Annotated in this window: 13 protein-coding genes; 6 read left to right on the plus strand and 7 right to left on the minus strand. The window is 65.3% G+C overall.

Features of this window, described 5'->3' with window-relative positions; genetic code table 11:
• Positions 1-24 precede the first annotated feature (24 nt).
• Both ligD and ACS7SF_RS13345 read right to left on the minus strand, forming a co-directional pair.
• Positions 25-2,619 carry a DNA ligase D gene (gene ligD / locus ACS7SF_RS13340; protein ID WP_439890229.1) on the minus strand — a complete coding sequence of 865 codons (2,595 nt, stop codon included), beginning with the start codon at positions 2,617-2,619 and terminating at the stop codon, positions 25-27.
• Positions 2,620-2,636: 17 nt separating this feature from the next.
• On the minus strand, positions 2,637-3,551 hold the full coding sequence (locus tag ACS7SF_RS13345) for a Ku protein (RefSeq protein ID WP_439890230.1): 915 nt from the start codon (positions 3,549-3,551) through the stop codon (positions 2,637-2,639).
• Between the two features lie 209 nt (positions 3,552-3,760).
• Between ACS7SF_RS13345 and ACS7SF_RS13350 the strand changes: the two genes are divergently transcribed.
• The 3 genes from ACS7SF_RS13350 (at position 3,761) to ACS7SF_RS13360 (ending at position 6,382) form a co-directional block, all read left to right on the plus strand.
• On the plus strand, positions 3,761-4,954 hold the full coding sequence (locus ACS7SF_RS13350) for an MFS transporter (protein WP_439890231.1): 1,194 nt from the start codon (positions 3,761-3,763) through the stop codon (positions 4,952-4,954).
• Between the two features lie 191 nt (positions 4,955-5,145).
• Positions 5,146-5,535, plus strand: coding sequence for a hypothetical protein (locus ACS7SF_RS13355; RefSeq protein ID WP_439890232.1), 390 nt, complete (start codon positions 5,146-5,148; stop codon positions 5,533-5,535).
• Positions 5,536-5,554: 19 nt separating this feature from the next.
• The gene (locus tag ACS7SF_RS13360; RefSeq protein ID WP_439890233.1) at positions 5,555-6,382 is read left to right on the plus strand and encodes a hypothetical protein; all 828 of its coding nucleotides are present in this window, start codon (positions 5,555-5,557) and stop codon (positions 6,380-6,382) included.
• A 31-nt stretch (positions 6,383-6,413) separates the two neighbouring features.
• Here ACS7SF_RS13360 and ACS7SF_RS13365 read toward each other — a convergent pair whose 3' ends face one another.
• A complete protein-coding gene (locus ACS7SF_RS13365) occupies positions 6,414-7,178 on the minus strand; it encodes a DUF1045 domain-containing protein (RefSeq protein ID WP_439890234.1) in 765 nt (254 codons plus the stop codon).
• Between the two features lie 7 nt (positions 7,179-7,185).
• Positions 7,186-8,361: an alpha-D-ribose 1-methylphosphonate 5-triphosphate diphosphatase gene (locus ACS7SF_RS13370; protein ID WP_439890235.1), complete on the minus strand. Its 1,176-nt coding sequence runs from the start codon at positions 8,359-8,361 to the stop codon at positions 7,186-7,188.
• 192 nt (positions 8,362-8,553) lie between these two features.
• On the opposite strand from ACS7SF_RS13370, the gene ACS7SF_RS13375 reads away from it, so the two are divergent.
• Positions 8,554-11,277 carry a bifunctional diguanylate cyclase/phosphodiesterase gene (locus ACS7SF_RS13375; protein ID WP_439890236.1) on the plus strand — a complete coding sequence of 908 codons (2,724 nt, stop codon included), beginning with the start codon at positions 8,554-8,556 and terminating at the stop codon, positions 11,275-11,277.
• A gap of 137 nt (positions 11,278-11,414) precedes the next feature.
• Positions 11,415-12,827 carry a methyl-accepting chemotaxis protein gene (locus ACS7SF_RS13380; protein ID WP_439890237.1) on the plus strand — a complete coding sequence of 471 codons (1,413 nt, stop codon included), beginning with the start codon at positions 11,415-11,417 and terminating at the stop codon, positions 12,825-12,827.
• 603 nt (positions 12,828-13,430) lie between these two features.
• Here the strand turns inward: ACS7SF_RS13380 and ACS7SF_RS13385 are convergent.
• Together ACS7SF_RS13385 and ACS7SF_RS13390 are read right to left on the minus strand one after the other, a co-directional pair.
• Positions 13,431-14,789, minus strand: coding sequence for an amidase (locus ACS7SF_RS13385; protein ID WP_439890238.1), 1,359 nt, complete (start codon positions 14,787-14,789; stop codon positions 13,431-13,433).
• A 138-nt stretch (positions 14,790-14,927) separates the two neighbouring features.
• Positions 14,928-15,269 carry a hypothetical protein gene (locus tag ACS7SF_RS13390; RefSeq protein WP_439890239.1) on the minus strand — a complete coding sequence of 114 codons (342 nt, stop codon included), beginning with the start codon at positions 15,267-15,269 and terminating at the stop codon, positions 14,928-14,930.
• A gap of 316 nt (positions 15,270-15,585) precedes the next feature.
• Between ACS7SF_RS13390 and ACS7SF_RS13395 the strand changes: the two genes are divergently transcribed.
• Positions 15,586-16,800, plus strand: coding sequence for an HD-GYP domain-containing protein (locus tag ACS7SF_RS13395; RefSeq protein WP_439890240.1), 1,215 nt, complete (start codon positions 15,586-15,588; stop codon positions 16,798-16,800).
• Between the two features lie 9 nt (positions 16,801-16,809).
• Here the strand turns inward: ACS7SF_RS13395 and ACS7SF_RS13400 are convergent, their stop codons facing one another.
• Entirely contained in the window at positions 16,810-16,980 is a 171-nt protein-coding gene (locus ACS7SF_RS13400) for a hypothetical protein (protein WP_439890241.1), read from the minus strand.
• Positions 16,981-17,032: the final 52 nt, after the last annotated feature.

Raw genomic sequence — 17,032 nt, forward strand, 5'->3', positions numbered from 1 at the left:
AGTGAATCGTCCGCGGGTGACGCGTTAGCCATCGGCGCCGACGCGTTTGCGCATCTCGGCGGTCACGGATTGGCGTGTGGCCGCGTAATCCGCCCACGGATCGTCTTTGAGCTTGGCGAGCCGATCCGGCAGCGTGCGCAGCGTCCATTGGGCGGACGATTGCAACCCTTCGAGTTCGTCATGGCGGATGGGCACGGACACCGGCAGCCCCGTCCGCGCGCGCACCGAATACGCCGCCACCGTGCTGGCGCCGCGGTTGTTGCGCAGATAGTCGATGAAGATTTTGCCCACGCGGTTCTGCGGGCCCATCTTGGCGACAAAGCGGTCGGGGAAGGTGGCCGCCATGTGCTGCACTACGGCGTGGGCAAAGCCTTTGAGCAGGTCCCAACCGGCAGACTCCCGCCGCGTGAGCGGCACCACCACGTGTAGCCCATGACCGCCGCTGGTCTTCAGGAACGCCTTCAAGCCCAGTTCATCGAGCATCGCCAGCATGAGCTGCGTGGCTTCAATCACGCGTGCGAAGGGCAGCGCCGGGTCCGGGTCGATGTCGAAGACGATGCGGTCAGGCTGCTCGATGCGGTCGGCCAACGCATTCCATGTGTGGAATTCCACCGTGCCCATTTGCACGGCGCCGACCAGCGCTTCGGCCGAGTTGATCGCCAGCAGCGAGGGGTGGCCCGGGTCTAGCGACGGATCGAGTTGCGTGATGCCCTGCAGCTTGAGGGCAGCCGAATGCTTCTGGAAAAAACGCTCGCCTTCAATGCCGTCCGGCGCGCGCACCAGCGAGGTTGGCCGGTTCCGCAGATGCGGCAGCAGCCAGTCGGCCACGCTTGCGTAATAGCGTGCGAGATCGGCCTTGGTGGTGCCACTGGCCTTTTCGATGACGCGATCCGGATGCGTGACGTCCACCCCGGCGATGCGCTCCGCACCCGGTCGGACTTTGCGTTCGGCAGCACTCACGGCACGGCTCTCCTTGCGGTTGTCCTTGCTGGCGGCACTCGGTGGCTTGGCAGTCTCGCGCACGATGCTGCGCGCGGGTTTGTCATCGCGCAAGCCCTGGAACACCGCCTGACGGACGATGCCCTCGCGCGTCCACTCCGCAAAGGCGATTTCAGCCACGCGCTCGGGTTTGACCCATTGCACGTCGCGCGCATCGGCGCCGGTGGGTGGGTTGGCAAAGGGCGGCGCGTCGATCGTCAAGCCGCTGAGCTCGTGGTGCAGCGCGTTCAGGCTGGTCTCGTTGAAGCCGCTACCGACGCGGCCCGCATAGCGCAGCGCGCCGGCATCGTCATATACGCCGAGCAGCAGCGCGCCAAAGCCGCTGCGGCTGCCCTTGGGCGCGCTGTACCCGCCGATCACGAATTCCTGCCGCTGGCCGCACTTGAGCTTGATCCACGCGGGGCTGCGGCCGGCGCGGTAGGGGGCATCGGCGCGTTTGCCGATCACGCCTTCGAGCGACATGCTGCAGGCCGAAGCGAGCAGGTCTTCCGGCGCCGCGTGGAAGGTGCCCGAGAACAGCACGGCATCACGGTCCAGGTCGCCGGGCGCCGCCTCCAGAATGCGCTGTAGCAGTGCGCGCCGCTCGCGCAGCGGCACGTTGCGCAGGTCCATGCCATTGCAGAACGGCACGTCGAAGAGGTAGTAGACGATGTGTTCGGCATGCGCGGTTTCAAACGCGTTTTGCAGCGCCTGAAAGTCGGGCACCCCGCGCTCGCCCATCACGACGACCTCGCCATCGAGCCACGCTTCACGCAGACCCAGCGCATGCAGTGTGCGCGCCTGGCGCGGCAGCTTGGCCGTCCAGTCGCGGCCGTTGCGGCTGAACAGGCGGATGGTGTGGCCGTCGATGCGCGCGAGGATGCGGTAGCCGTCGAACTTGACTTCGTAGTCCCACTCGCCGTGGGCGGGCGCGGTGTCCACCAGCGTCGCCAGTTGCGGTTCCAACGTAGGGGGCAGCGCAGCCGGCACAGCACCGGCTGGCGGTTGCACGCTTGCGGACGGAGCGTCTTGGGCATCCTCGCTAGCATCCTCGCCGACATGCTTGCCGCTGATGACGCTGCCGGGCAGTGCCCGCGTGATGTCGTAATCCGACGCGGCACGCACCTGTACATCCCGCTCTTTGATGAGTAACCACTGCTCTTTGGGTTGCCTGCCGCTGGCGCGCAAATGCGTGCGCACCAGCGCCCACGCGCCATGCAGCTTCTCCCCGTCGAGATCGAATTTGAGCTTGCCTTCGCGATACGCCTTGCGCGGGTCACCATGCGGGTGCCACGTGCCCCGGTCCCAGACGATCACGTCGCCGCCGCCATATTGGCCTTCGGGGATGTGGCCTTCAAAGTCCGCGTAGTCGAGCGGGTGGTCTTCCACATGCACGGCGAGGCGCTTGTCGTGCGGGTCCAGGCTCGGGCCCTTGGGGATCGCCCAGCTCTTGAGCGTGCCGTCGAGTTCGAGCCGGAAGTCGTAGTGCAGCCGCGTGGCGTCGTGTTTCTGGATGACGAAGTGCAGGGCGCCGTTATCGCTGTTTTTACGGCGTTCGTCGGCCTTGCGGCGTGCGCCGGCCGGCTCCTGGGTCTGCGTGAAATCGCGCTTGCGGCGGTAGTCGGCAAGGTGGCGTGGCATGGCGTCGGCCTCCTGCGTTATGCACGCTTACGGGCAGCGGTTTTGCGCGTGGTCTTGGTGGCCGTCTTGCGAGGTGCGCGCTTGCGCGGGGCAGCCTCTTCCTGGGCCTCGTCATCGGATGCGCCTTTGCCCTTGCCGCGTCGTGCCAGGCTCTGGCGCAGCAGATCGGTCAGGTCGATCACGTTATCGGCGCGGGGTGCCGCGCGCTCGCCTTCCACCGGTTCGACGGACTCAGTGCGGCCCTCGCGTACCTTGCGGTCGACCAGCGCGAGGATGTCGTCGCGGAAGGTGTCGTGGTACGCGGTTGGGTCCCACGTGTCGGCCATGTCATCGATCAACTTTTCGGCCATGTCGATTTCCTTGGCGGTGAGCTTGGCGGCCTTGGCGCCCTCGGCCGGTATGTCGAGCTCGGACCAATCGCGCACTTCATTGGACCACCGCAGCGTGTGCAGTACCAGCACCGGCCCCATCGGGATCAGCGCCGCCAGATGCTGCTTGGTGTGCAGCACGACATTGGCCACGCCGATCTTCTGTGTGCGTACCAGCGCCTCGCGCAGCAGCGCGTACACCTTCTCGCCGCGCCGGTCGGGGGCGAGGAAGTACGGCGTATCGAGATACAGAAACGGAATGTCGGCCGCGTTCACGAAGGCCAGCAAGTCCACCGTCTGCGTGGAGACCGGGTTGGCGGCGCGGATGTCGTCGTCGGTCAGGATGACGTAGCGGTCTTTTTCGTAGGCGTACCCGCGCACGATCTGCTCGCGTGGCACTTCCTTGCCGGTGGCCTTGTTGATGCGCTTGTAGCCGACGCGGTCCATGGTGCGGCGGTCGAGCCAGTCGAAGTCGAGGTCGTCGCTGCGGGTGGCCGGATACAGCGCGACGGGAATGTGGACGAGGCCGAAGCTGACGGCGCCTTTCCAGATCACGCGGGGCATGACGGGTCTCCCGATGCGTTGGATGCCATGGTGCTGACTGGTGACGCAAGCGGCATACCTACCGCATGTGCGGGCGGCGCTGCATGGCGCTGCTTGCCGCGCCATGTGGTGCTTGGGTGGCCGTCATACGTTCTTCAGCGTGGCGCGGTAGCATGGTGCCTTTGCGGCGCAACCGATTTGCGCCGCATCGCTTTTCTCCGCGGTCCTTCATGTCTTCCGAATTCGTTCAGTCCGCCGGCGCGCTGCAACCCCGCCGGCTTCCTCTATCGGCGCGTGCAGCGACGATGGCGCTTTTTTTTGTCAACGGTGCAACGTTTGCGACCTGGGGCATCCACATCCCTACGGTGAAGGCGCGCTTCGGGTTGTCCGAGGCGTCGTTGTCGCTGGCGATGTTCATGGTGGCCACGGGGGCCATCCTTGCCATGAAATTCGCCGGCAAATGGGTGGCGCGCATCGGCACGCGACGCGCCAGCGTGCAGGGCGGCGTGGCATTCGGCGTGATGACCGCGCTGCTGATGCTGATGCCCACTTACCCGACGCTGCTGGCGGTGCTGCTGCTGTTCGGCATCACTAACGCGGGTTTTGACGTGGCCATGAATGCGCAGGCCGCCACGGTGGAAGCCAATCATCACAAGCCCATCATTTCGTCGCTGCACGGCATGTTCAGCCTGGGTGGCATGGCGGGTGCCGCAATGGGCGGCGTGCTGCTGGAGCTCGGCGTGCCACCTGCGGTGCACTGCGGCGCCATGGCGCTCGTGGTCATGGCGACTGCGCTGTGCGCCGGTCCGTTCATGTTGCCGGACCATGTGCATGCCGAAGGGGAGCCTGCGCACCCGACCACGGGTCGCACGCTGTTCGTGCTCGGCGTGCTGGCATTCCTGGGCCTGGTTGGCGAAGGGGCGATGTACGACTGGACGACGGTGTACATGCGCGAGATTGCACAATCGCCGGAGGCCATTGCCAGTGCCGGTTATGCGGCGTTTTCGGGCGGCATGGCGCTGGCCCGCTTCGGCGGGGATTTCGCGCGCGGGCGTTGGGGCAACATGCGCGTGCTCGGCACCAGCGGTGTGCTGGCCACGGGCGGCATCCTGCTGGCATTGCTGTGGCCTGATCCGGCTGCCGTGCTGGCGGGCTTTGCGCTGATGGGCGTGGGCGCGGCGAACATGGTGCCGATCTTCTTCATCACCGCATCGCGCTTGCCTGGGGTGCCTGCAGCGGAAGGCATTGCGGCGGTGGCGCGGTTTGCGTATGTGGGGTTGCTGATCGGCCCCGTCATCATCGGGCTGATCGCGCACCGGTCGGACTTGCGCTGGGGCCTGTCGGTTGTGGCGTTGACGATGGCATTGATCGCCATCATGGGGCCCGGCGCGATTCGTCCGAAGCACCCCGACATACCCCGCTGATCTTTGTCAATCTGCCTAAAAAACGGGCAACTCCTGTGCGTTGACTTTCGCCTGCGCATGCCATAGCTTACGGCGAGGAGAGGGGGTTTTCCGGCGCTGCGGTCATGTCCAAACCGTGATGGCGGCATCGGGATACGTTCAAAACGAGGCTGTGCTATCAGCCCAAACGACCCATAGGAAAGGAGCTTCAGATGCCGTACAAACGTCTTAACCTCGTGGCAGCGGTGGCTGTCTTGGCCGCCATCGGTGGCATGGCCCACGCACAGACGGACCAGAAGAAGTTCGACCCCTACACGCAAGGCGCCAAGGCCGGTGACAAGTTTGACCCGTACACCCAAGGGGCCAAGGCCGGCGATAAATTCGACCCGTATTCGCAGGGCGCCAACAAGGACGACAGCACCGCCAGCGCACTCAACCCGGGTGCCCAGCCGGCGAATGTCGAAAAGGGCAAATACGACACGTACACCCAAGGCGCCAAGGCCGGCGACAAGTTTGATCCGTACAGCCAGGGTGCCAAGGCAGGCGGGAAGTTCGACCCGTACAGCGAAGGCGCCAACAAGAAGGACGCGCCCAAGCAGTAAGCCCGTGGCATTCCGGTTCATGAAGACGCTGATGCATCGCCCGATGCATCGGCGTTTTTCTTTGTGGAGCGCTGTCGCTGCCGCGATCGCCGCCATCGCTGTTCTGGCGCCGGCCTCGCCCGCGTATGCGGCGGGGCTGTGCACGGCACCGTGGGTCCATGACGGCAGCCGCGTGCGGTTGGACGGCAACGGCAAGACGCCGATGATCGTCGAGTTCACGCTGCACGACGTCAACCGCGACATCCAGGACGGCTGCGAGATCGGCCTGCATATCTACGCCAAATCGGGCTTGGTGGCGCTCGGTGGCCGACCGATTGAGACGGTGCAGGAGCACCAGCTGCTGGTGGATGAAGCGGGCGTGGTCACGCGCATCGTCAGCATCAACGGCCGTGTGTTTGCGCAAAGCGAGCATGCCGATCTGGTCGGCACGGTCAGCACCGCCATCTCGGGCATGTTCCTCTATGGAGCGGGCCTGGCGCCCGAGGCCGAGATGCTGCCCGGCGACACCTATGAATCGAGCTTCGACTTTGACGTGGTATCGCCCCGCCTGGGGATTTCGGTGGGCCGCATGCATGCTGAGCACGCCAAGGTGGAGGTGTCTGAGCGCGAGGTAGGTCCACCGCAGCCGATGAACACGGTGGTGGGCGTCCTGCAATGCCGACCGATCCGCTACACCCGCACGGCGACGCTGGGTGTGCTGCGGCTGGGCAATGAATCGCTCGAACCCGCGCCGACCGTGGCCCACATTACCGACTGGTTCTGCCCCGAAGCTGCCGTGGTGATGCGTCAGGAGGTCGAGCAGCACGGTCAGACGGAAGTCATCGACGTGGTCGACCTGAAGCGCTGAGCGCGCGGGCGACACATCGCTTCAAACGACATCATTCGATGCCGCCATCAAAGCGGTAGATGCGCGCCACGGTAAACGGCGCATTGGGCGCTGCTTGCGTGAAGAGCGCGACGTGGTCGATCGACAGGGTGGGCGGTAACGCCACGCTGGCGGCTTCGAGCGCGCGGTAGCAGGCGAGCTGCTCCTCATGGCTCAGCTGCCCGGTGAGCGTGATGTGAAACGTGAACGTATCGAACACGTACGGATAGCCCCAGCGCTGCAGATGGTGCTCTTGCATGTGCGAGAGGCCGGCCTTGCGGCGGCGTGCCAACTCGGTGGCGGCCGCAGGGGCGCGGAAGTCGTCGAACTCGCGCACGCAGGCATCGGCGAAGGCGTGCAGTGCGTCGCGGGCAGGGTCGCCGTGGCGCAGACGCCAGGCCAGGAAACCGCGCAGCGTCTGCAACGCTGGCTCGATGGTGAAGGGCGTGTGCTGCGCTGCAAACCGGCGCAGTGCGGCATCGAGTGCATCGACGGTATGCGTGTCGGCCAAGCGGAACGGCGGCTTGAACGTGGCGTGCAGGCCGTAGTGGCGGGGCGCCTCGGTCCAGCGGTCGAGCGTGGCCAGGTCGACTTGGGCATCGTCGGCCAAGTCTTGCCGCTGGTCGGGTGGGATGGCTTTATTGTGCAGCGCGCAGCGGCCGAGCCAGCGGGTGCCCAACCTGTACCACGGTTCCGGCGGCAGCAGGTAGAGCGCGTACCGCCAGGCCGTGGGCAGTGGTTGCTCGGCGGGCTGTACGGGTTGCAGGGCGGCGTCCATCCTGCGCCTAGCTGATGAGGGGCAGATGCGCTGTTGCGTGACGTAGCCGGCCACCTACGACGGCGGCCACCACGCGCGGCAGACCGGGGCGGCGATCGTCCACCACGATGGCATCGGCGCGTAGGCCTGCTGCGAGGCGTCCACGGTCTGCCAAGCCGGCGGCCTCTGCAGGATTGGCTGCCACCAGCGCCCACGCTTGCGCCAATGGGGCGATGCCGCGTTCGGCCAGTTTGAACGGCGCGGCTAGGAGCGCGGGGTAGTAGTAGTCGGAGGCCAGTACCGTACCCAGCCCTGCCGCCACCATGGCGGCCGCATCGGGGGCGCCGTTGTGGCTGCCGCCGCGGACCACGTTGGGTGCGCCAAACACGGTGTGCGCGCCATGTGCACGCGCAGCACGGGCGACGGCCTCCGTCAGCGGGAATTCCGTCACGGTGCAACCGTGGGCGTGGAAGGCACTGCGTGTGGCCACGTCCGGCTCGTCGTGCGAGGCCATGCGGATGCCGCGTTGCCGGGCGGCCTGCGCGAGCGTGCTGGTTACTGTGTCCAGCTTGTCGGCATGGACGGCCGCGGCATGCAGGCGGGCGAGAAAGGTATCGACATCGCACTCGGCGCGGTCGGCGTATTGCGCTACCTTGCGCGCATCGCCGAGCTTGTTGCGCATCATCGGCAGATGGTCGTTGAACGAGAGAAAGTGCACGCGGCCGGCGCGCATCCAGGCCAGGGCATCGGCCAGCCCGTCGGCGTGGTGTAGCTCGAAGCGCAGGTGCATCAGGTGCTCGGCGCCGAGGTGCGGGCGCATGGCATCGAGTGTGTCGAGCATACGTACGGCATAGGCGTGGCCGCGCAGGCCGCCTTCCCATGAGTACGTCACACCGTGGAATTCGGTGGTGATGCCGCTGGCGAGCAGTTGGGCGTCCACATCGGCCAGTGCGGTTTCGTACGGAAACGCCACACCGGGGCGGGGCATGACGGCGCGCTCAAACGCATCGCCGTGCAGGTCGACAATGCCGGGCAACACCAGCAGGTCGCCGCAGTCGAGCATGCCGCGCGTGGGGTGGGCATCACACGCAACGATGCGGCCCTCGCGAAACTGCACAGCGGCTTCGGCCAGCCCGTCGGCCAGCAAGGTACGGCGCGAGACAAGGCCGGCAATGTGGCCGACCGAAGACGAAAACGATTGCATGTGGCAAGTATCCGAGACCCGACCTACGGTTTCCGTGTTCTACCGCACGGATGGGGGTGCCGGCATTGTGCCGCAAAGGGCGTGCCGTCTGATGCGGTATCGGTCATTTCCCCCACTCTGAAGTGGGGAGGCCCCTCCAAATACCTTAACTTTCCGGATACGGTGGTCGATATCCATAAAAACACGCCAACTATGGACGCCACCTCCGCAGAGCGGTCCGATGGTTCCGACACCCATGTGATCGAGGGCACCATCAAGCCGCTTCCGCTCGCTGACGACCGCTACGAGGCGCTCGTCCGGCAGATGCCGGATGCGCTGTACATCGTGGCGGACGACATCATCGTTTTCATCAACGAGGCAGGCGTTCGGCTATTTGGCGCACAAAGCGCCCGCGACATCGTCGGCCGCGAGCTTGACGACTTCGTGCACGACAGCTCGGTGCAGCTTGCCCGTGAGCGCCGCGAGTGGATGATCGCGCACGGCGCCGGCCTGCCGCCCACCGAGCAAACACTGCTGCGCTGCGATGGCACGCCGGTGGATGTGGAGGTGCTGTCTGCCCCCGTCCAACTCGGCTGGCGCACCGCCATTCAGGTGGTCGCACGCGACATCAGCCAGCGCAAGCAGGCCGAACAGGCGTTGCGCGAATCCGAAGCCAACTACCGGGCGCTGGCTGCCGAAACCGCACGTGCCAAGGAATTGCTGCGCTGCGAAAAAACCGTGCTCGAACTCAGCTCGCGCAACGTGCGGCTGCCCGATCTGCTGGCCGAGGTGTGCCGGCTGGTGGAGGCCCTGCTCGGCGATGGCGCAATCTGCTCGGTGCTGCTCTCCAGCGATGGCGAGCACATCACGCAGGCCGTGGCGCCATCGTTGCCGTATCTGCTGTCGCAGGCACTGATCGGGATCGCGATCGGCTCGACCGTTGGCTCATGCGGTACGGCCATGTTCCTGAACAAGTGCGTCATCGTTGAAGACATCGAGACCGACCCGCTGTGGGACGGCTACCGTGATCTCGTCGCGCCGCTGGGCTTGCGCGCTTGCTGGTCCACGCCCATTCGCGGCGACAACGCGCAGATGATCGGCGCGATGGGCGTCTACTACCACACGCCCCGCACGCCCACGCCGGATGCCATCGACCTGCTCCATGGCATTACCGACATCGTGGGTGTGGCGATCCAGAAGGCGCACATCGCGCGCGAACTGCAAGAGAGCGAAGAGCGCTATCGCCTGGCGGTCGACAACCTGACCGAAGGCATCGTCGTGCAGGCCGCCGACGGCACCATCCTGGCGTGCAACCCAAGCGCGCGCCGCATCTTGCGCGCGGGCAATGCATCGCCGGTAGGCACCAGCCATCTGGCGCTGATGCGACGGTCGCTGCGCGAAGACGGCACAGAGATCCCCTACAGCGAACGGCCCACGCATGTGGTGCTGAGGACCGGCCGCCCGCTGCTCGGCCTGACCATCGGGCTGGAACTGGTGGACGGCGACGTGGTGTGGGTGCACGAGAACGTGTTGCCCATCATCCGGCCCGGCGACGACGCACCCAGCGCGGTGCTGATCTCGTTCAACGACATTGGCCCTGCGCGCGCGGCCCAGCAGCAGTTGACCTTCCTCGCGCAGCGTGATGCGCTCACCGGCCTTTACAACCGCGCGTATTTCTCGCAACGCATGCAGGCGGTGATGGAGCAGGCCGCCGCCGACGGCCATCAACTGGCGGTGTTGTTCCTCGATCTGGACGGCTTCAAGAAGGTGAATGACACCGCCGGCCACGAAGCGGGCGACCACCTGTTGCGTATCGTCGCGCAGCGCCTGTCGGCCTGCGTGCGCCAGAGCGACACGCTTGCACGACTGGGCGGCGACGAATTTGTCGTGCTGCTCGATAACGTGTGCTCGCTAGGCGAGGCCGAGCGGCTGGCCCAGCGCATCATCCAGTCGATTGCGCAGCCGTTTTCCACGGGTGGTACCGAGTACTACCTGGGCGCTTCGATTGGCATTGCGGCGTATCCGGAGCACGGCAGCGATGCCGCCACGCTGCTGCGCTGTGCCGACGCCGCCATGTACAACGCCAAGCAGAACGGACGCAACCAGCACCGCGTCTACACCGCACGGCTGTCGCAGCGTGCGCAACGGCGCTTCCAGCTCGAATACCATCTGCGCCGTGCGCTGGCGGCCGAGGAGCTTTCGCTGCGCTTCCAGCCCATTGTCGATGCTACGTCGATGGACATGGTGGGTGCCGAGGTGTTGCTGCGCTGGCATAGCACGGAGCTTGGCGAGGTGTCGCCCGCCGAGTTCATCCCTGTGGCCGAGGATTCCGGCCTCATCAGCCACATCGGCGAATGGGTGCTGGCGCAGGCGTGCCGTCAGGCTGCGCACTGGCGCGCCACGTGCATGCCGGAGTTCTTCGTGGCCGTGAACCTGTCGCCGCGCCAGTTTGGCGAGAGCCTGGTGCCCACCATCAGCCGCTGTCTGGCCGACGCCGGGTTGCCTGCGCGCGCGCTGGAAATGGAGATCACCGAAGGGCTGCTGATGCGCGACACCGCCGCCGTGATGCCGGTGCTGGACGCGCTGACCGCGCTGGGCATCCGCATCTCGATCGACGATTTCGGTACGGGGTATTCGTCGCTGTCGTATCTGCAACGCTTTCCGATCGACAACCTGAAGGTGGATCGCTCGTTCGTGTCGGGCATTCCGCGCCATCGGGATTCGGTGGTGATCTCGCGCGCGGTGGTGGCGATGGCCGCGTCACTGGATATGACCGTCACGGCGGAGGGCGTCGAGACGCTGGAACAGGCCGAGTTTCTGCAGGCCGCCGGCTGCGACAAGCTGCAGGGCTTCCTGTTTGGCGCCCCCATGACAGCCTCCGCCTACGAAGCCCGGCTGCGCCGTGGTGCCTCGGCCTTGGCATCCCTGTCGACGTAATGTGTTGACGTAATGCTTGCGTAAGACAGCGCAGCTAACGTCGCTCAAGCGCGCATTCTGTCGCGCCGATAACCCCGTAGAGGGTCGCTCCGCCGCGGATAGCGTCGGCGCACACAACAGCATTGGAGACCAACGCAGTGAAGCCATTTGCCTGGGGCCGCGGCCCGAATGCCTCTCCTGAACTCGTCGCGCGCATTGCCGAAGAAGCCGGCCGGGTCGGCATGGGCATCTGCGAAGTGTCGGGCAACGTCGAAGACGTGGCCGTGCGCCTGCGTCGCCAGGCCGATGTGTTTGATCAGCTGCGCAGCGCCGCCGACATCACCATGCGCGGCAACCACGACATTGCCGTGGCTGCGCGCCACGCGCGGGAAGTCGCTTCGCACGCCAGCGAAGAGGTGAGCGGCTCACGTGCCACGGTGGAAGCCTCGCTGCACGACATTCGCGAACTGGCCGTTGGCGTAGCGAGCATGGAGCGACAGATCACCGATCTGCGCGAGGCGCTGGTACACGTGGCGCAGGCCGCCGAGCAGATTTCACAGATCGCCAAGCAGACCAATCTGCTGGCTATCAATGCCGCCATTGAGGCCGCCCGCGCGGGCGAATCAGGCCGCAGCTTTGCCGTCGTGGCGGGCGCGGTCAAGCAGCTCGCCGGCCAGACCGCCGAAGCCACGCACCGCATCGAGTCCACGCTGGCCGATCTGTCGGGCCAGACCGACAAGCTGATCGGCGACAGCAGCGTCAACGTCGCGCGCGCCCAGCGTGTGGATACGGGCACACAGGCGATTGGCGCGGTGATCGGCGTGGCGGGCGAGGCCATTGCACGCTTCGACGCGGAGGCCACCAACATTGCCGAATCCACTGCCGCCATCGAGACCGAATGCGCATCCCTGGCGCACGAGGTAGAGGCAATGGCCGAAGGTGTGAAGCAATCGAGCCACAACATCGACAGCGCGCAGAAACAGCTAGCGGGTTTGCTCGGGTCTTCCGAAACACTGATCCGGCTGACGGCCTCGACTGGTGTGCAAAGCGCGGATACGCCGTTCATCGAAGCCGTGCAGTCTGCGGCGCGCAAGATCAGCACGCTGTTCGAGACAGCGGTTGCGCGCGGCGACATCAGCGAGAGCGATTTGTTTGATCGCGCATATCAGCCGGTGCCCAACACGGACCCGCCGCAGCACATAGCGCGGTTCACAGCGTTTACCGACAAGGTACTGCCTGCGGTGCAGGAGCCGTTGCTCAAGCTCGACCCGCGCGTGGTGTTTTGCGCGGCGGTGGACACCAATGGCTATCTGCCGACGCATAACCTGAAGTTCTCGCAGCCGCAGGGCAGTGATCCGGTTTGGAACGCGGCCAATAGCCGTAACCGGCGGTTGTTTACCGATCGCACGGGGCTGGGCGCCGCGCGCAATACCGAAGCGTTCTTGCTGCAGACGTATCGCCGCGATATGGGGAACGGCACATTTGCGATGATGAAGGATGTGTCGGCGCCGATTTATGTGAGGGGACGGCATTGGGGTGGGTTTCGGATGGGGTACAAGGTGACTGGGTAGTCTTTTGACCGGGGCTTCTGATCGTTGGTGGTCCATCCCTTGTTTCATCCCCTGCCGGGGCGGGCCTTGTTGGTCCATCTCCGTTTCACCCCCTGCCGGGGGCGACTCACTTTCTTTGTCTTGCCAAAGAAAGTAAGCAAAGAAAGGCGCGCCCGATGCGGCGACTTCCCCTTGAATTTATGTCGCAAGGAGGGGAAGGGAAAAACTCGCTGCGCTCAAACAGTTTCCCTTCCTTTTTCCTCCTTGCAACAGAAATTCAAGGCGCCGCATAGGGCAGGGAAAGTCAAAGGACAAAAACCAAACCGTCGAGACGTCATCCCCAAACGACAAGGCCAACCTCACGATGGGTTGGCCTTTCTCTTTTGACGTTCTGCCCTTGATGGCGCCTTGAATTTTTGTAAGCGGGCGGAAAAAAGACGGGAAACTGTTTGAGCGAAGCGAGTTTTTCCCGTCTCCGCCCGGTTACGGAAATTCAAGGAGTCTTTCGCCATCTCGGGCGCGCATTTCTTTGCTTACTTTCTTTGGGCAAGACCAAAGAAAGTGAGTCAGCCCCGGCAGGGGATGAAACAGGGGATGCACCACCAACATCAAAACGACAATCAATCAGCCCAACGCCAACTCCACCGCCCGCCCCACGCGCAAGATGCGCGCATCATCCCCAGCCAACCCACACAACGACAACCCCACCGGCAATTCATCCCGCGCGTGAACGGGCAGCGTCAACGCACATCCATCCAGAAAGTTGATCACGCTGGGGTTACGCAGCACGAGCGCATTGGTGCGGAAGAACTGCGCATCATCGGCTTCAAGCGGTGCGACTTCCGGCGGCACGATGGCCACCGTCGGCATCAGCCAAGCATCGAGGTTGCCCAGCCGCTTGCGCGCAGCGGCGATCATGCGTGCGCGCGCATCGAGCATGTCAATGTACGCGGCAGCGCTCATCTGTTCACCACGGCGGATGCGCGTGGCAACGCGGGGGTCGTACTGCGCTTCAGCACGTGCCAGCAGCGGCCGGTGCCACGCGTAGGATTCGGCCGCCGCCAGACCGCCACCACTGTTGATCTCGGGCAGTTGGAGCAGTTCGGGGAAGTCGAAACGTACGATGTGCGCACCGGCGCGTTGGAGTCGTTCCACGGCGCGGTTGAGCGCGGTAGCGACAGTGTCGTCGAGGTCCGCCCCAACGTAGTCCTGCGTGACGCCTAAGCGCAAACCGGCCAGCGGTACGGCGTCGGTGTCGAGGGCGGGGTTGCCAGATTCACCGCTGAGGATGGCATCGACGATGGCGCAGCAGTCGACCGAGTTGGCGAGCGGACCGCCGGAGTCGAGCGAGGTGGACAGCGGTACGCCGCCCGTCATCGGCACGCGGCGTGCGGTCGGCTTGAAGCCGGTCAGGCCGCAGAACGCGGAGGGGATGCGGATCGATCCGCCCGTGTCGGTGCCCAGCCCGGCGACCGCCATGCCGCCCGCCACGGTGACTGCGGCACCGGAACTGGAGCCGCCGGCGGCACGCGTGCCGTCGGCTGGCGTCCGTGGCGTGCCGTAATGCGGGTTGAGGCCCAAGCCCGAAAACGCGAACTCGCTCATGTTGGTGCGGCCGAGCAGCACCGCGCCGGCGGCACGCAATCTGGCCACGGCGACGGCGTCAGCGGTGGCGCGCGGTTGATCGGCCAGTGCACGCGAGCCGGCTGCCGTGACTTGGCCAGCCACGTCGAACAGATCCTTGATCGACACCGGCAGCCCCGCCAGCAACGACGGCACATTGCCCGCTGCACGCGCGGCATCTGCGGCACGGGCCATGGCGAGCGCGGCTTGCGCGTCGATGCTGACATAGGCAGCCCCGTCAGCGGCACGGTGGCTCTTTGCGCGGTCCAGGGCGGCTTCGGTCAGGGTGACGCTGGTGACGCGACCGGCCGCCAGGTCGGCAGCCAGTGTGCGGATCATGTTCGTGCGGGGGGACATCATGCGGGAGTCTCCGGGGGGGATGAGTCGACAGCATAGCGGTGGCGCACATGGGGTGGCCTTCGTCGCGCCATCGCCTGAAAAGCAAACGGCCCGGGGTGGGGACTGCCCGGGCCGTGGCTGGGTTACGCCGGCCTAGGGCTAGGGCCGCTTGGCATCAATGGCCTTTTGCCAGAGGTCCTTGTCGGGCGGATACAGCGAGTCGAAATACTCGCGCAGCGTGCAGATCTCTTGCACGATCTCGAACCGGAAACCCTGGCGGCCACCGCGGTCATCGATCTGCAGGCTGTTGAGGTACCGCCGGCAGCCGATGAAATCGACCCACTTGGCGGCGATGGTGTTGATTATGCGGGGGTAGTCGCGGCCCAGTTCAATGGGGCGGACGCCATCCGGCAGGGACGCCAGCCAGCGGATGGCTTCGCGGTTGAGCGCGAAATCATCGGGGCCGGACTGCTTGCGTTGGGCTGAGGGATCGTGAGTCATGGCAGATACGCATCCTTGGTGCCTAGTGTATGTCGCCCGTGACCGACCGCCAGCCCGACGGGCGGGGGTCTTGACGCGTCACTTGTTTGATTCGACCGCTACCATTGCCGACGTTCCCCGTGCCGGGCAGACTCCACTTCGCCCGAGCCGCTTTTTTCTCAAGTTTTGCGCAAGTCCGCCGATAAGCCAAGGGCGGCCGACTCTCTTGTGGCCCAGAGCACCCACATAGAGAAGAGAGCGAGCCACCGATGTCGGCGGGTGCGCCGCATCCCTATCCACATATCAAAACCGGACATTGAGCCGAGGGCAGGCGGGTATGAAGCGAATCGATGCGAACCAATTGCGTGTCGGTATGTTTGTGATGAAGCTAGGCGGGTCCTGGCTGAAGCATCCATTCTGGCGTTCGCAGTTCCAGTTGTCGCACCAGGGTCAGATCGACGACATCCTGAAGGCCGGCATTTCCGAAATCTGGATCGACCCGGAGCGCGGCGAGGACGTCCTGCCCAAGGCGCTGATGCCTGCGCCGGCCGCCGCGCCCGAACCTGAGCCGCTTACGCGCGAGACGTTGGCCGCCCGGCCGCCGGTCACGCCCACCTCCCTCAAGGAAGAGTGGAAGTACGCCCAGCAGCTCATGCAAAGCGGCAAGGCGACGCTGGGCCACATGTTTGCCGAAGCCCGCATGGGCAAGGCGCTGGAGACCGACAAGGCGCTGCTGCTGGTAGACGATGTGTCCAACTCGCTGGCACGCAACTCCTATGCCCTGATCGCCCTGGCGCGCCTGAAGAACAAAGACGACTACACCTACCTGCATTCGTTCGCCGTTTGCGCGCTGATGGTGGCGCTCGCGCGCACGCTGGGCCTGCCTGAAGACGAGATCCGCGAATGCGGGCTGGGCGGGCTGGTGCATGACATCGGTAAATCGGCGATGCCGCGCACGCTGCTCGACAAGAGCACGGCGCTGACCAAGGACGAACTGGCACTGCTGCAGACCCACGCCGTCGGCGGCCATCACCTGCTGCAGGGCACGGGGCAGTTCAGCGACATTGCGCGCGAGATCTGCCTGCACCATCACGAGCGCATTGACGGCACCGGCTATCCCGACGCCCAGAAGGCCGACGGCATCAGCCTGTGGGCCAAGATGGGCGCCATCTGCGATGTGTATGACACGCTTACGTCGAGCAGCCCGTATCACCATGCGTGGTCGCCGGCGCAGGCGCTGAAATACATGATGGCCCGCACCGACACACAATTCGATCGCACGGTGTTCCAGGCCTTCACGCGCAGCGTGGGCATCTACCCGGTGGGCACGCTGGTCAAGCTGCGCACGAACCGGCTCGGGGTGGTGGTCCACCAGAACGAGGCATCGGCGCTCAAGCCCGACGTCGTCATCTTCTATTCGGGCAACACCAAGACGCGTGTGCGCCCCGAGCGCATCAGCCTGGGCAAGTCGGACGATTCCATCGTCACCGTGGAAGACGCCAGCACCTGGGGCCTGTCGGACGAGGAAGTGTCCGACATGTGCCTGGTCTGAGCGACGCATTCACACGTTTTCCACAGGCGGCTCTTTTTGCTCCGGCTTGTTCGGCTGCGTGTCGCGCGGCACGAGCGGGCTGGCAGGTTTGCGCTGACCAGGTTCCGGCTGGCCCTCGGGGTGAGCCGGTTGTGGGCGTTGCGTCGTATCGGTTTCGGAACGGTCTCGTCGGGTGGGCATCGCGGTCTCCCGGTCTCGGATGCTGTCTTCCAGCATGCCGCGGGCCTAGTCC

The sequence above is a fragment of the Ralstonia sp. 25C genome (assembly GCF_051904805.1).
In the GTDB taxonomy this organism is placed as follows: Bacteria; Pseudomonadota; Gammaproteobacteria; order Burkholderiales; family Burkholderiaceae; genus Ralstonia.

Bases quoted from the DNA above. Each gene is read 5' to 3' on its own strand.
- ligD (WP_439890229.1), bottom strand. From the start codon at position 2,619: ATGCCACGCCACCTTGCCGACTACCGCCGCAAGCGCGATTTCACGCAG.
- ACS7SF_RS13345 (WP_439890230.1), bottom strand. From the start codon at position 3,551: ATGCCCCGCGTGATCTGGAAAGGCGCCGTCAGCTTCGGCCTCGTCCAC.
- ACS7SF_RS13350 (WP_439890231.1), top strand. From the start codon at position 3,761: ATGTCTTCCGAATTCGTTCAGTCCGCCGGCGCGCTGCAACCCCGCCGG.
- ACS7SF_RS13355 (WP_439890232.1), top strand. From the start codon at position 5,146: ATGCCGTACAAACGTCTTAACCTCGTGGCAGCGGTGGCTGTCTTGGCC.
- ACS7SF_RS13360 (WP_439890233.1), top strand. From the start codon at position 5,555: ATGAAGACGCTGATGCATCGCCCGATGCATCGGCGTTTTTCTTTGTGG.
- ACS7SF_RS13365 (WP_439890234.1), bottom strand. From the start codon at position 7,178: ATGGACGCCGCCCTGCAACCCGTACAGCCCGCCGAGCAACCACTGCCC.
- ACS7SF_RS13370 (WP_439890235.1), bottom strand. From the start codon at position 8,361: ATGCAATCGTTTTCGTCTTCGGTCGGCCACATTGCCGGCCTTGTCTCG.
- ACS7SF_RS13375 (WP_439890236.1), top strand. From the start codon at position 8,554: ATGGACGCCACCTCCGCAGAGCGGTCCGATGGTTCCGACACCCATGTG.
- ACS7SF_RS13385 (WP_439890238.1), bottom strand. From the start codon at position 14,789: ATGATGTCCCCCCGCACGAACATGATCCGCACACTGGCTGCCGACCTG.
- ACS7SF_RS13390 (WP_439890239.1), bottom strand. From the start codon at position 15,269: ATGACTCACGATCCCTCAGCCCAACGCAAGCAGTCCGGCCCCGATGAT.
- ACS7SF_RS13395 (WP_439890240.1), top strand. From the start codon at position 15,586: ATGAAGCGAATCGATGCGAACCAATTGCGTGTCGGTATGTTTGTGATG.
- ACS7SF_RS13400 (WP_439890241.1), bottom strand. From the start codon at position 16,980: ATGCCCACCCGACGAGACCGTTCCGAAACCGATACGACGCAACGCCCA.